Annotated in this window: 13 protein-coding genes; 8 read left to right on the plus strand and 5 right to left on the minus strand. The window is 72.2% G+C overall.

Features of this window, described 5'->3' with window-relative positions:
• Positions 1-220: 220 nt before the first annotated feature.
• The 3 genes from MKK60_RS21750 to mnmA are packed head-to-tail and all read right to left on the minus strand — an operon-like array spanning position 221 to position 2,874.
• Positions 221-1,018 carry a TVP38/TMEM64 family protein gene (locus MKK60_RS21750; RefSeq protein WP_243988542.1) on the minus strand — a complete coding sequence of 266 codons (798 nt, stop codon included), beginning with the start codon at positions 1,016-1,018 and terminating at the stop codon, positions 221-223.
• A complete protein-coding gene (locus tag MKK60_RS21755; protein ID WP_147729569.1) occupies positions 1,015-1,665 on the minus strand; it encodes a class I SAM-dependent methyltransferase in 651 nt (216 codons plus the stop codon). Before MKK60_RS21755 ends, MKK60_RS21750 begins: the two co-directional genes overlap by 4 nt.
• 51 nt (positions 1,666-1,716) lie before the next feature.
• On the minus strand, positions 1,717-2,874 hold the full coding sequence (mnmA, locus tag MKK60_RS21760; protein WP_243988543.1) for a tRNA 2-thiouridine(34) synthase MnmA: 1,158 nt from the start codon (positions 2,872-2,874) through the stop codon (positions 1,717-1,719).
• A gap of 264 nt (positions 2,875-3,138) precedes the next feature.
• Between mnmA and MKK60_RS21765 the strand changes: the two genes are divergently transcribed.
• From MKK60_RS21765 to MKK60_RS21800, 8 genes are all read left to right on the plus strand, one after another.
• Entirely contained in the window at positions 3,139-4,494 is a 1,356-nt protein-coding gene (locus MKK60_RS21765) for a flagellar hook-length control protein FliK (RefSeq protein WP_243988544.1), read from the plus strand.
• A gap of 13 nt (positions 4,495-4,507) precedes the next feature.
• Positions 4,508-5,188 (plus strand): flagellar hook assembly protein FlgD, encoded by a 681-nt coding sequence (locus MKK60_RS21770; protein ID WP_243935999.1) that lies wholly within the window; start codon positions 4,508-4,510, stop codon positions 5,186-5,188.
• Positions 5,189-5,280: 92 nt separating this feature from the next.
• Positions 5,281-5,556: a DUF1153 domain-containing protein gene (locus tag MKK60_RS21775; protein ID WP_147728884.1), complete on the plus strand. Its 276-nt coding sequence runs from the start codon at positions 5,281-5,283 to the stop codon at positions 5,554-5,556.
• 220 nt (positions 5,557-5,776) lie between these two features.
• Positions 5,777-7,393: a flagellar basal-body MS-ring/collar protein FliF gene (fliF, locus tag MKK60_RS21780; protein WP_243988545.1), complete on the plus strand. Its 1,617-nt coding sequence runs from the start codon at positions 5,777-5,779 to the stop codon at positions 7,391-7,393.
• A gap of 50 nt (positions 7,394-7,443) precedes the next feature.
• Positions 7,444-8,496 (plus strand): flagellar motor switch protein FliG, encoded by a 1,053-nt coding sequence (locus MKK60_RS21785; RefSeq protein WP_243988546.1) that lies wholly within the window; start codon positions 7,444-7,446, stop codon positions 8,494-8,496.
• Entirely contained in the window at positions 8,493-9,104 is a 612-nt protein-coding gene (locus MKK60_RS21790; RefSeq protein WP_147859732.1) for a FliH/SctL family protein, read from the plus strand. The genes MKK60_RS21785 and MKK60_RS21790 overlap by 4 nt, the downstream gene beginning before the upstream one ends.
• A 17-nt stretch (positions 9,105-9,121) precedes the next feature.
• Positions 9,122-9,460, plus strand: coding sequence for a flagellar motor switch protein FliN (gene fliN / locus MKK60_RS21795; RefSeq protein WP_147727056.1), 339 nt, complete (start codon positions 9,122-9,124; stop codon positions 9,458-9,460).
• 83 nt (positions 9,461-9,543) lie between these two features.
• The gene (locus MKK60_RS21800; protein ID WP_147727057.1) at positions 9,544-10,908 is read left to right on the plus strand and encodes a sigma-54-dependent transcriptional regulator; all 1,365 of its coding nucleotides are present in this window, start codon (positions 9,544-9,546) and stop codon (positions 10,906-10,908) included.
• Here the strand turns inward: MKK60_RS21800 and MKK60_RS21805 are convergent.
• Together MKK60_RS21805 and MKK60_RS21810 are read right to left on the minus strand one after the other, a co-directional pair.
• Entirely contained in the window at positions 10,899-12,173 is a 1,275-nt protein-coding gene (locus MKK60_RS21805; RefSeq protein ID WP_243988547.1) for an ATP-binding protein, read from the minus strand. The two genes, MKK60_RS21800 and MKK60_RS21805, sit on opposite strands and share 10 nt — an antisense overlap.
• A gap of 18 nt (positions 12,174-12,191) precedes the next feature.
• On the minus strand, positions 12,192-13,229 hold the full coding sequence (locus MKK60_RS21810) for a lysylphosphatidylglycerol synthase domain-containing protein (protein ID WP_243988548.1): 1,038 nt from the start codon (positions 13,227-13,229) through the stop codon (positions 12,192-12,194).
• Between the last annotated feature and the right edge of the window lie 19 nt (positions 13,230-13,248).

The raw sequence follows: 13,248 nt of genomic DNA on the forward strand, positions 1-13,248 counted from the left end.
CTATCCCGGCCCCGGAAAGCGCGGCGACCCCGTGCCTCTTCGCGAACGTCCCGTCGCCACCCGCATCCCCTGGCCGAGACGGTGGCACGATCATCCCTCGTAGCCCGCGGGCCGAGGAAGCGTCGAGGGGGCATCACCCCCGGGATCGGCGCGCGAACGCGATTTTCAGTACGCAGCGTGGGGATAATCGCGTCCCGCGAAGGTCGAGCGGTCCCGCGGATCAGCCCGCGTTGCGCCGGATGAAGCGCCGCCGCAGGCCGATCGAGAGCAGCGCGAACAGGCCGAGGCTGCCGAGGCCGATCACCATCCGCGGCGTCACCAGCGCGCGGAAGCTCAGCGCGTTGTCGCAATCGCTGCCGCCGGCGGACAGGCATACTGCTTTCGCGTCCGCATGGGCCGCGACCACGTCCTCGATGCCGGCGCCGGTCGCCGCGTAGACGAAGGCGCCGGGCAGCAGGCCGCAGGCGGTGGCGAGCACGAAGGTGCGCAGCGCCACGCCGAACGCGGCCGGGCCGAGATTGGTCATCCAGAACGGGAACAGCGGCAGCAGGCGCAGGAACACGATGTAGCCGAAGGCATCGTTGCGGAACCCCTCGGCGAGCGCGCCGAGCCGCGGGCCGGCCACCCGCCGCAGCAGGTCCGAGGCCACCCCGCGGCCGATCGCGAAGACGATCGCGGCGCCTGTGGTGGCGGCGCAGACGGCGACGATCGCGCCGGTGACGATGCCGAACAGGAAGCCGCACACCATGGTGAGGATCAGCGTCGCCGGCACCGAGACGACGACGGAGCCGACATAGATCAGGTAGGCCAGCACGAGGGCGCGCGGGCGGTCCGCCTCGACGAAGGCGCGCAGCCATTGCCGCGACTCGAGCAGCCGGTCGAGGCTGAGGAGCTGCGACGCGCCCGAGACCAGCACGGCGATCGACAGCGCGATCAGCAGCGCCAGGGGCAGCCAGCGCAGCGCGCGGCGGCGGGCGGAGCGCGGACGCTCGGGCGGCGTCGCGCCGGCCGCGGTCACGCGGGCTTACGCATCCGCAGGATCTTGAAGAACCCGCCCGGGAAGGTCGGCGCGACGCCGATGAACTCGACGCCGTTGCGCCGCGCCCAGGCCTCGATCCGGGTCGACTTGAAGTCCGACGACCAGCCGATCTTCGTGCAGAGCGGCGCGACGATCTCCTCGACCTTCGCCACCGGTCCCTCGGTCTGCCCGAAATGGTTGGCGAGCACGATGCCGCCGCCGGGGCGGACCACCCGCAGGAACTCGGACAGGGCGGCTTCCGGGTCGGGCACCAGGGTGATCAGGAACTGCGCCACCACCGCGTCGAACGACGCATCGGCGTAGCCGAGGCGGCAGACGTCCATCACCTGCAGGCCCTTCACGTGGGTAAGGCCGCGGCGCTGCACCTTGCGGCGGGCGCGCTTCAGCATGTCCTCGGACAGGTCGACGCCGCAGACGAAGCTGGCGCGCGGGTAGTAGCCGAGCGACAGGCCGGTGCCGACGCCGGCCTCGAGGATGCGCGGGCCGCTCTCGGCGGCGGCGGCCACCGCGGCCCGGGCGGCCGGCTCGGTGAGCTTGTCGTAGACCACGTCGTAGACCGGCGCCCAGCGGGCATAGGCCTTGCGCATCAGGGCGGTGCTCGGCCCGGCCTCCGGCTCGCTCAGCATTCGTGTTCTCTTCCGGTCTCGAGGGGGATGTTCAGAGCGGGCCGCGTCGGATCACGCGGCTCTCGCCGCGCCGGCCGAGGCCGCGTCGATGCGGCGGATCGTGCCGCCGCCGAGCACGCGTCCGCGCGGGGTCTCGTCGGCGTAGATCGCGCAGGCCTGGCCCGGCGAGACCCCGTCCTCGGGCACGGCCAGGACGATCTCGGCGGCGCCGGTCGCGGGGTCGTAGTCGAGCCGGGCAAGGCGCGGCTCGCGCGTCGAGCGCACGCGCACCGCGACCGCCATGTCGGAGACGGGGCCCGGTGCCCCGAGCCAGTTCACGTCGGTGAGCCGGATGCGGTGGGTCGCCAGCGCGGTGCGCGGGCCGACCACCACGCGGGCGGTGTCGGGCTCGAGCCGGACCACGTAGAGCGGCTCGGGCGAGGCCACGCGCAGGCCGCGGCGCTGGCCGACGGTGTAGTGGATGATGCCCTCATGGCGCCCGAGCGCCTGGCCTTCGAGATCCACGATCTCGCCCGGCCGCGCGGCGTCGGGGCGGAGCCGCGCGATCACGTCGGCGTAGCGGCCCTGCGGCACGAAGCAGATGTCCTGGCTGTCTGGCTTCTCCGACACCACCAGCTCCAGCTCGCGCGCCAGGCGCCGGGTCTCGTCCTTGGGCAGCTCGCCGAGCGGGAACCGCAGGAAGTCGAGCTGGTCCTGCGTCGTGGCGTAGAGGAAGTAGCTCTGGTCGCGCGCCGGATCGAGGGCGCGGTAGAGCGCGCGGCGCCCGCCCTCCCCCGGCAGCGCCCGGCTCGCGACGTAATGGCCGGTGGCGAGGCAGTCGGCGTCGAGGTCGCGGGCGGTCGCCAGCAGGTCGCGGAACTTGATCGAACGGTTGCACTCGACGCACGGGATCGGCGTCTCGCCGGCGAGGTAGCTCTCGGCGAACCGGTCGATCACCGCGTCGCGGAAGCGGTCCTCGTAGTCGAGGACGTAGTGCGGAATGCCGAGGCGCTCGGCGACGCGGCGGGCGTCGTGGATGTCCTGGCCGGCGCAGCACGCGCCCTTGCGATGGGTCGCGGCGCCGTGGTCGTAGAGCTGCAGGGTGATGCCGACGACGTCGTAGCCCTGGCGCTTCAGCAGCCCGGCCACGACGGAGGAATCGACGCCGCCGGACATGGCGACAACGACGCGCGTCTCGTGCGGGGGCTTGGCAAGATCGAGGGAGTTCATGGCGCCGGGTCTGACGGCGGCACGGGTCTGCGAAGATCCCGCCGCACGGGCCTGTCTATAGTGTGTGTCGTTCGGCGTTTCCAGGGCGCGTCCCGATCGCCGCGGTCGACCGCCCCGGCAAGTCCTGCCGGGCACGCGGCAGCATCGGCCCGCGGCGGCATGATCCCCTAGCCGGTCCGTCGCCGAAAGACGATGTTTCTCAGTATCTTGGCTCGGCGCACGCGCTGGCCTGTCGCTTGCTCCGCCTCCCGCAGGAGAGCGTGCATGGCGGTGGGAACGACGGACTTCGTGGATGCGGCGGCGCGGGCATCCGCCCGCGCGACGACGCGCGACCTGGCGGATGCGGCGGCGGCGCATGCCCGCTTCGGCCGCGATCTCGAAGCCGCCACCGCCAAGGACAACGCCCAGGCCCGCAACGCCGCCGAGCGCCAGCGCAGCGCGGACGCGACCGCCGCCGGCCGGGCCGACCGCGCCAAGGCCGCCGACCTCGCTGCCGCCGACGCCAAAACGGCCCGCGCCGCTGCAATCCGCGACGCATCCGCGAAGGCCGGCCCGGCCGCGCCGGGCGCGGGTGCCGCGCCGTCCGATCCCGCTCCCTCGCGATTTGGCACGGCGGCGACCGCCCGCGATGCCGGCCCGACCCAGCCCGAGGCGGAAGCGCCGCCCCAGGACGATGCGCCGCCGACGGAGGACGCCTCGGCGGCCTCCGCCGGCAAGCCGGCGCCGACGAAGACCGCGGCGGCCGAGACCGAGGACGGCAAGGTCACCGACGCGAAGGCCGCCGACGCGAAGGGTGCCGACCCGAAGGCGGCCGACGTCGCTCTCGCGACCCCGACCCTCGCGCTCGTCCTCGCCGCTGCGCCTCCGACGCGTTTCGGCGCCGCCGCGAAGGTGATGTCGGCCGGCACCGGCGCGACGGCGGCAGCCGGCGTCGGCGTCGCGGGCACGACGGCGGCCGCCGGGCTGGCCGAGATCGCCGGCGGGACGGCATCGCCCGCGGACGCGACGGGTGACGATGCGGTGGCCGGCGCGGATGCCGGGCCGGGCACGGCGGCCAAGGCCGACCTCTTCGCCGCGCTCACCGACGCCGCGTCGGCCGGACCCGCGACGCCGGACCCCGTCGCCAAGGCCCAGGCCGCGCCGTCCGGCTCCTCGCCGATCGCCGCGGACAAGGCCGCGGCCCAGCCGACAGCGGCGCCGGTGCCGCTCGGTCAGGTGCCGATGACGATCGGGCTGCGGTCGCTCGCCGGATCGAGCGAGTTCCAGATCCGGCTCGATCCGCTCGAGCTGGGCCGCGTCGACGTCACCCTCGACATCGACAAGGACAAGGGCACCGTCACGACGCATCTCGTCGTCGAGCGCGTCGAGACCCTGGCGATGCTCAAGCGCGATGCCGGCAGCCTGCAGCAGGCACTGGCCCAGGCTGGGCTCGACCCGTCGCAGGGTGGCATCACGATGTCGCTGCGCAGCGACGGCGGATCCGGCGGGGAGACCGCGCAGCGCGGCGGGCAGCCCGGCCGCGGCAGCGCCCCGCCCGGCACCCCTTCCGAGGCCGCCGTCGCGGAGATCGCGCCGACGCGCGCGCTCCGGGGCCTGAGCGGCCTCGACATCCGAATCTGAGGAGGCCCCCACGATGACCAGCGGCATTTCCAGCCTGACCAGTGCGGCCTCTTCGAGCAGCACGGGCAAGACCGCCGACAGCGCGACGCTGGCGAGCAACTTCACGCAGTTCTTGACCCTGCTGACGACGCAGCTCAAGAACCAGAACCCGCTCGACCCGATGGACACCAACCAGTTCACGCAGCAGCTGGTGCAGTTCGCGCAGGTGGAGCAGCAGCTCAAGGGCAACGACCGCCTCGACAGCATCCTGGCGAGCAGCAAGGCGGCGAGCTCGGCCTCGGCCACGAGCTACATCGGCAAGACCATCACCACCGACGGCACCACCGCCGACCTCAAGGACGGCTCCGCGACCTGGAGCCTGACGCCGGCGCGCGCGGCGACCAAGGCGGTGGTGACGATCTCCGATTCCAACGGCAACGTCGTCGGCACCCAGACGACGTCGCTCGCCGCCGGCCCCCAGACCTTCTCCTGGAACGGCAAGAACTCGTCCGGGCTTGCCTCGGCGGCGGGCACCTACTCGATCAAGGTCTCGGCCACCGATGCGACCGGCGCCGCCGTCTCGGTCGCGACCGAGACGACCGGCACCGTGGACGAGGTCGACCTCAGCGGGGCCAACCCGGTCCTGGTCATCGGCACCTCGCGCGTGCCGCTCTCCAGCGTCACCGGGATCGGGTTGTCCACAACCTCGGGATAACGAATCACTTCCGAGTGATCCGCTTCAACATGTTTTAAGCCCGCGCAAGTAGGTTGATGGCTCGACAGGTCAGTCGAGTTGTAGAGCGTATCATGACCGAACCGCACCGCCCGAGAGTGAAATACGTGATCGGGCCCGATGGAAGTCCCCTGACGATCGCCGACCTGCCGCCCACGAGCACCCGTCGATGGGTGATCCGCCGGAAGGCCGAAGTGGTGGCCGCCGTCCGCGGCGGTCTCCTTAGCCTGGAAGAGGCTTGCCAGCGCTACACCCTCACCACCGAGGAGTTCCTGAGCTGGCAGTTCTCGATCGACCAGCACGGCCTTGCCGGCCTGCGCACCACGCGCATCCAGCATTACCGCCACTGACTCGACCCCGTGCCCCGGCCGGCGCGGTTCAGCCCGCGCGGTCGCCGCCGGTTTCACGCGAAGCCGCATCCGCCTCCCGCGGATGCGGCTTCGCTGCTTGGAGGGCCTCGGCGATGGAGGGGCGGCGGCCATTCGTTAACCGCCCGCTAACCACGGCCTGGGCAAATTCTGCCGGGCGGGGCCGATCGCGGCGCCCGCCTGGGGTGGGCGTGTAACAGCCGTGAAGCCGGTTCTCGATCTCGTCACCAAGCTCGGACCGGCGCGCCTCGCCGCGATGGCGGCGGTGACGCTGACCCTCATCGGCTTCTTCGCCTTCGTGATCCTGCGGGTCTCGCGCCCCGACATGGGCGTGCTGTTCGCCGACCTGTCGGCCCAGGATGCGGCCGCCGTGGTGCGCGACCTCGATGCCCGCGGCATCCGCTACGAGACCCGGGGCGACACCGGCCAGACCGTGATGGCGCCGCGCGCCGACCTGCCCCGCCTGCGCATGGACCTCGCCGGCAAGGGCCTGCCGAGCCAGGCCGGCGTCGGCTACGAGATCTTCGACAAGGGCGACGCGTTCTCGTCGACCAACTTCGTCCAGAACGTGAACCACCTGCGCGCGCTCGAAGGCGAGCTGTCGCGCTCGATCCGGGCGATCGGCCGGGTCCAGGCCGCCCGCGTCCACCTCGTCCTGCCCGAGCGCCGCCTGTTCGAGCGCGACCGCGAGCTGCCGAGCGCCGCCATCGTCCTAAAGCTGATGGGCGACCTCGATGTTGGCCAGGTCCGCGCGATCCGGCACCTGGCCGCCTCCGCGGTCGAGGGCCTGAAGCCCGAGCGCGTCTCGATCGTCGACGAGCGCGGCCGGCTCCTGGCCGACGGCGCCCGCGGCGAGCAGGGCGAGGCCGGCGCCTTCGAGGAGAAGCAGACCGGACTCGAGCGCCGCTTGCGCTCGCAGATCGAGGAGATCGTCGCCGGCATCGTCGGGCCGGGCCGTGCCCGCGTCCAGGTCTCGGCCGAGCTCGACATGAACCGCGTCGAGAGCCGCTCGGAGACCTTCGACCCCGAGAGCCGCGTGGTACGCTCGAGCCAGACCCGCACCGAGGCCTCGCAGACCGCCAACAACGAGGGCTCGGTCAGCGTCGGCAACGAGCTGCCCGGCGCGGCCCAGGACAAGGCGCCCGCGCAGAAGGATTCCTCGAACAAGAACGAGGAGACCACGAACTACGAGATCTCCAAGGTCACGCGGACCGAGGTGGTCGAGGGCGGCCGGGTGAAGCGCCTCTCGGTGGCGGTGCTGGTCGACGGCGCCTACGCGCCCGGCCCCGACGGCAAGGTCGCCTACCAGCCCCGGCCCGCGGCCGAGATCGAGCGGATCGCGGCCCTGGTGCGCAGCACCGTCGGCTTCGACAAGGCGCGCGGCGACCAGATCGAGGTGGTGAACCTGCGCTTCGCCGAGGCGCCGACCCCGGCCGACTTCGTCGAGCCGACGCTGATCCAGTCGCTGCTCAGCCCGACCAAGGAAGACGTGATGCGGTTCGTCGAGCTCGGCGTGCTCGCCTTGCTCACCCTGATCGTGCTGCTCGTCGTCGTGCGTCCGCTGCTGCGCCGCGTGCTCGCCTCCGACCCGGCGGCGACGCCGCTGCTCGGTGCGGCGGGCGCGGCGGGCGGGGTGGACATCGAAGCCGGCGGCACGATCCTGGTGCCGCGGGAGAACCAGACCGCCCGGCTGATGGAATTCGCCAAGATCAACGGGCAGATCCAGGCTGACACCGTGCAGCGGGTGGTCGACATGGTCCGCGCCAGCCCGTCCGAGACGGTCGAGGTCCTGCGCAACTGGATCCAGGAAACGCCGTAGCCGGCACGATGCGAACGACGACCGAGTGGCTTTGAGGAGGGGACGGGACGATGGCGGCGGGTGCGGGACTGGTTGAGAGCTTGCAGGACCTCGGGGGATCGGCGTTCGCGTCGATGCCGGGGCCGCAACGTGCCGCCGCGCTGCTGCTGCTGCTCGGCGAGGCCGAGGGGGCGCCGATCTGGCAGCGCCTGGAGGAGGACGAGATCAAGACGGTCTCGCACGCGATGGTCCAGCTCGGATCGCTGGAGGCCGAGACGGTCGAGAAGCTGATTATCGACTTCGTCTCGCGGCTGTCGACCGGCGGCGGCATCACCTCGAACTTCGAGCGCACGGAGTCGCTGCTGCTGAAGATCTTCCCCACCGAGCAGGTCTCGATGATCATGGCCGAGATCAAGGGCGCCTCGGGCAAGCGGGTCTGGGCCTCGATCGCCCAGGTCGATCCCGAGATCCTCGCCGCCTTCCTGCGCAACGAGTACCCGCAGACCGTCGCCGTGGTGCTGTCGAAGGTGCGCTCCGACTACGCGGCCAAGGTGCTCACCCTGCTGCCGGAGGAATTCGCCATCGACGTGCTCAACCGGATGCTGCGGATGGAGACCGTGCAGAAGGAGGCGCTCCGCCACATCGAGGAGACGTTGCGCGTCGAGTTCGTCGCCACCATCGCGCAATCCGCCCGCCGCGACGCGCACGAGATGATGGCCGACGTCTTCAACGCCTTCGACCGCCAGACCGAGGGCCGGTTCCTGGCCGCCCTCGACCAGGGCAACCGCGGCTCGGCCAAGCGCATCCGCGAGCTGATGTTCACCTTCGAGGACCTGCTCAAGCTCGATCCCGGCAGCGTGCAGACGCTGATGCGCTCGGTCGACAACGAGACCTTGTGCCGGGCGCTGAAGGGCGCCGACGAGCGCGTGCGCGGCTTCTTCCTGGCGCAGATGTCGACCCGCGCCGCCAAGAACCTCACCGACGAGATGGGCTCGATCGGCCCGATCCGCCTCAAGGAGGTGGACGAGGCCCAGGCCAAGATGACCGAGCTCGCCAAGGACCTCGCCGACAAGGGCGAGATCATGATCGCCAAGAACAGCGCCGAGGAGGAGCTGGTCTATTGAACGCCAAGCCCGCTCCGGCCAAGACGCCGTTCCTGTTCGAGACCGACTTCCGCCGGCCGCAGCCGAGCCGCGAGAGCGTGCGCGCGGCCGAGGCCGCCGACGAGGCCGCCGCCCACGCCCACGCCCGCGGCGTGCAGGAGGGCCGCGCTCAGGCCGAGGCCCAGGCGCAGGCGCGGCTGTCCGATGCGATGACCCGCCTGTCGCTCGCCGCCGCCGGGCTGATCGCGCAGGCCGACGCCCGCGACGTGGCGCGCGAGGACCAGGCGGTCGAGGTGGCGGTGCTGCTCGCCCGCAAGATCGCGGGCGACGCCCTCGACGCCCGGCCGCTCGCCGCGATCGGCGAGGCGGCGCGTGCCGCCCTCCAGCACCTGCGCGGCGTGCCGCACCTTGTCGTGCGCGTCCATGACGGCCTCGTCGAGGAGGCCGAGGGGCTGATGAAGCGGTTGGCGCGCGAGCGCGGCTACGAGGGCCGCCTCGTGGTGCTGGGCGATCCCGACATGGCGTCGGGCGACGCCCGCATCGAGTGGGCCGACGGCGGGATCGTGCGCGAGCGCGCCCGCATCGAGGCCGCGGTCCTCGATGCCCTCGGCACCACCGTCGAACCCTGAGAGATCGAAAGAGCCCGATGTCCGACGATTTCAGCCTGCCGCAGCTCGGCGACCAGGATCCGGCCTTCGCGGGCGAGGATTCGATCCGCGACGTGCCGACGACGCCCAAGAGCGCCTCCGACCTCGAGCAGCTCTTCGACGTGCCGGTGATGGTGTCGGCGGTGCTCGGTGCCGTGCGGATGCCGATCGGCGACCTGCTCCGCCTCGCCCCCGGGGCGGTGCTGGAGCTCGACCGCAAGGTCGGCGAGGCGGTCGACATCTTCGTCAACAACCGCCTCGTCGCCCGCGGCGAGGTCGTTCTGGTCGAGGACCGCCTCGGGGTGACGATGACCGAGATCGTCAAGGGCGACCGCTGACCTCTTGAGACCCGGGCCCCGCGCTCCGCCGTGCACGACGGGGCGGTCCGCGGCGCCGACACAGTTGGAACGGAGACACCGCGATGCGGCTCTTGATCATCGGACGGCTCAACGGCGAGCTGATCACCGCCTCGAAGATCGCGATGAACCGCGGGGCGGCGGTGACACAGGCCGACGGCGTCGCGCAGGGGCTGAACGTCCTGCGCGCCAAGGGCGCCGACCTCATCATGATCGATGTCGGGCTCTCGATCCGCGACCTCGTCGCGGCGCTGAGCGAGGAGCGCATCCGCACCCCGGTCGTCGCCTGCGGCGTCACCACCGACGCGAAGGCCGCCGTCGCCGCGATCCAGGCGGGCGCCAAGGAGTACATCCCCCTCCCCCCGGACCCGGACCTGATCGCCGCCGTGCTCGAGGCGGTCTCGGCGGACGGACGCGCCTTCGTCTGGCGCGACGCCTCGATGGAGAAGGTGGTGCGCCTGGCCGAGCAGATCGCCCGCTCGGAGGCCTCGGTGCTGATCACCGGCGAGAGCGGCACCGGCAAGGAGGTGCTCGCCCGCCACGTCCACCAGAAGTCGGCACGCGGCAACAAGCCGTTCGTCTCGGTCAACTGCGCCGCGATCCCCGAGGCCCTGCTCGAATCCGAGCTGTTCGGCCACGAGAAGGGCGCCTTCACCGGCGCGGTCGCCCGGCGCATCGGCCGCTTCGAGGAGGCCAACGGCGGCACGCTGCTGCTGGACGAGATTTCGGAGATGGACGTCCGCCTGCAATCCAAGCTGCTGCGGGCGCTGCAGGAGCGGGTGATCGACCGCGTCGGCGGCTCGGCCCCGGTCAAGGTCGACATCCGCGTGCTCGCCACCTCGAACCGCAACCTCGCCGAGGAGGTCCGCAAGGGCACGTTCCGCGAGGACCTGTTCTACCGCCTCAACGTCGTCCACCTGCGCCTGCCGCCCCTGCGCGAGCGCCCGGCCGACATCCTCGAGCTCGCCGCGCACTTCGCCAAGAAGTATGCCGAGGTGAACGGCGTGCCGGTGCGGCCGCTCGGGCGGGCGGCGCAGGAGATGGTGCTGAAGAACCCGTGGCGCGGCAACGTGCGCGAGCTCGAGAACACCCTGCACCGGGCGGTGCTGCTCGCCTCCGGCCCTGAGATCGGCGCCGACGCGATCCTGACGCCGGAGGGCGACTCGATCGCCGCGCCGGTCGGTGCCGCGACGCGCGCGGCCCAGGTGGCGGAAGCCGCGACCCGCGGGCTCGTCGGCCGCACCGTGGCGCAGGTCGAATGCGACCTGATCCTCGACACCCTCGACCATTGCCTCGGCAACCGCACCCATGCGGCCAAGATCCTCGGCATCTCGATCCGGACGTTGCGCAACAAGCTCAACGAGTATGTCGGCTCGGGGCTCGAGGTGGCCGAGCCCGGCTCCGCCCGGGCGATCGCCGCCTACGGCTGATCGGCCTCCGCCGTCGGCTCCGCCGCGGCGCGGGGGCGGTGCTCGGGAAGCGTCACGCGCACCACCGTGCCGGCACCGACCTCGCTCTCGAAGGCGAGGCGGCCCCGGTGGCGGTTGAGGCTGTGCTTGACGATGGCGAGGCCGAGCCCGGTGCCGCCCTTCTGGCGGCTCGACGCCACGTCGATGCGGTAGAAGCGCTCGGTCAGGCGCGGCAGGTGCTCGGGGGCGATGCCCGGCCCGTCGTCGCGCACGCTCAGCACGATGCGGCTGCCGAGCAGCGCGTCGCGCGTCCGCGCCAGGCCGACGACGACGCTGCGGCCGCCGTACTTCACCGCGTTCTCGATCAGGTTCTCGACGACGCGCAGCAGCTCGTCCGGCTCGCCGAGCACCGGATACGCGCCCTCCCCCGCCTCCAGGACGACCACGACGCCGCGGGCTCCCGCGAGCGCCCCTTGCGCATCGACCATCTGGCGGGCGATCGTGCCGAGGTCAACCACCTGGGTCGGCGCCACGTGCTCGCGCAGCTCGATCCGCGAGAGCGAGAGCAGGTCGTCGATCAGCCGGGTCATCCGCTGCGCCTGGCTGTGCATGATGCCCAGGAAGCGCTCGCGGGCCGGCGCGTCGGCCCGGGCCGGGCCCTGCAGCGTCTCGATGAAGCCGAGGAGCGAGGCCAGCGGCGTGCGCAGCTCGTGGCTGGCATTGGCGACGAAATCGACCCGCATCGCCTCGAGGCGCCGCGCGGCGGTGAGGTCGCGCAGGAACAGCACCACGTTCGGCTGGCCGCCCTCCGGCATCGGCAGCGCGCCGATCTGGACCTCGAAGGCGCGCTCGGTCGGCACGCGGACGGCGTAGGTGGTCTTCGCGGGCGCGCCGGTCCGCAGCACCGCCTCCACCGCGTCGAGCACGTCCGGCGCGCGCAGGGCGAAGGAGAGCGGGTGGCGCAGGCGCAAGGCCGGCAGCAGGGCCCGCGCAGCCGGGTTCGCCTCGATCACCACCGCGCGGCGGTCGATGAGGATCACCGGGTCGGGGATGTTGGCGAGCAGCGCCTCGGCGACCGCGTGGCGATCGGTCTGGCGCAGGCTCGGTGCGGCGGCGATCGCGTCGCGCCCGCGGGTGGCGAGAAAGCCGCCGACGCAGATCGCCGCGAGCCCCGCCGCGATCATCGGCCCGTCGAGGAGGCCGCGGTGGTACGCGAAGAGACCGACGAGCGAGACCGCCGTCGCCGCGCTGGTCCAGGCCGCTCGGCTCGTGGCGGCCTCAGGCATGCTCGCGGCCGCCGAGGCTCACGGCTCTCCGCGCGCGCGGCCCGCCCGCTTCACGATCTCGTAGGCGCCGAGCATCGCCAGCGCGGTGACGAAGGGCACGACGTAGTAGCAGATCCGGAACAGCAGCAGAGAGCCCAGCACCTGCTCCCGCGGCAGGCTCGACAGCGCCAGCAGGATCGTCGCCTCGAACACGCCGAGCCCGCCGGGCGCGTTCGAGGCGATGCCGAGCATCGCCGCGAGGACGTAGATCGCCAGGAAGGTGGTGAAGCCGATGGAGAGGCCCGCCGGCATCAGCACGTACAGCACGGCGGCCGCCGCGCAGACGTCGCCGATGCCGACCACCATCTGCCCCAGGGAGACGGAGGCGCCCGGCAGCTCCAGGCGCCATTGCCGGATGGTGACGTGCCGGCGCTTGGCCGAGACCCAGCCGAGATAGCCGAGCACCAGGGCCAGCGCGAACAGCCCGACGCCCTGGTTGATCCGGATCGACGTGAAGGCGAGGCCCGCGAGCTGGCTCGCCTCGATGATCAGGCTCAAACCCAGCACCACGCCCATGCCGAGCCAGAAGGTGAAGCCGGCGATGACCGTGAGCGCGGCGATCTTCGCCGCGGTGAGGCCCTGGCGCGCATAGATCCAGTAACGGATCGTGCCGGCGGTCAGCAGCGGGAAGCCGAGCGTGAAGCTCACCGCGTAGCTCGTGAACGAGGCGAGCGCGGTGATCCGGTAGGGCACCTTGATCCGCAGCTGTCGCAGGGCGAGCGCGTCGTAGCCGGTGAGGAAGAGGTAGCTGACGAAGACGAACAGGAAGGCGAGGCCGAGCTGGTCGGAGCTGGCCTCGACGAACGCCTTGCGCAGATCCGCCCAGGTGACGGTCTGGACCAGCTTCCACAGGACGCCGAGCGAGACGGCGAACAGGATGATGCTCGCCGCAGTGCCGAGCCAGGCGTAGCGGCTGCGCCGGCCCTTGCTCGCCGTGGCATCGGCCGGGATCGGCGCGTCTGGCGCGGCCGTCTCGGCATGATCGCGCGTTCCGCGATGCTGATCGTGGACGTTCATTCCGATCGGCGTCCGCCTC

The organism is Methylobacterium sp. J-092 (genome assembly GCF_022829325.1).
Classification (GTDB): domain Bacteria; phylum Pseudomonadota; class Alphaproteobacteria; order Rhizobiales; family Beijerinckiaceae; genus Methylobacterium.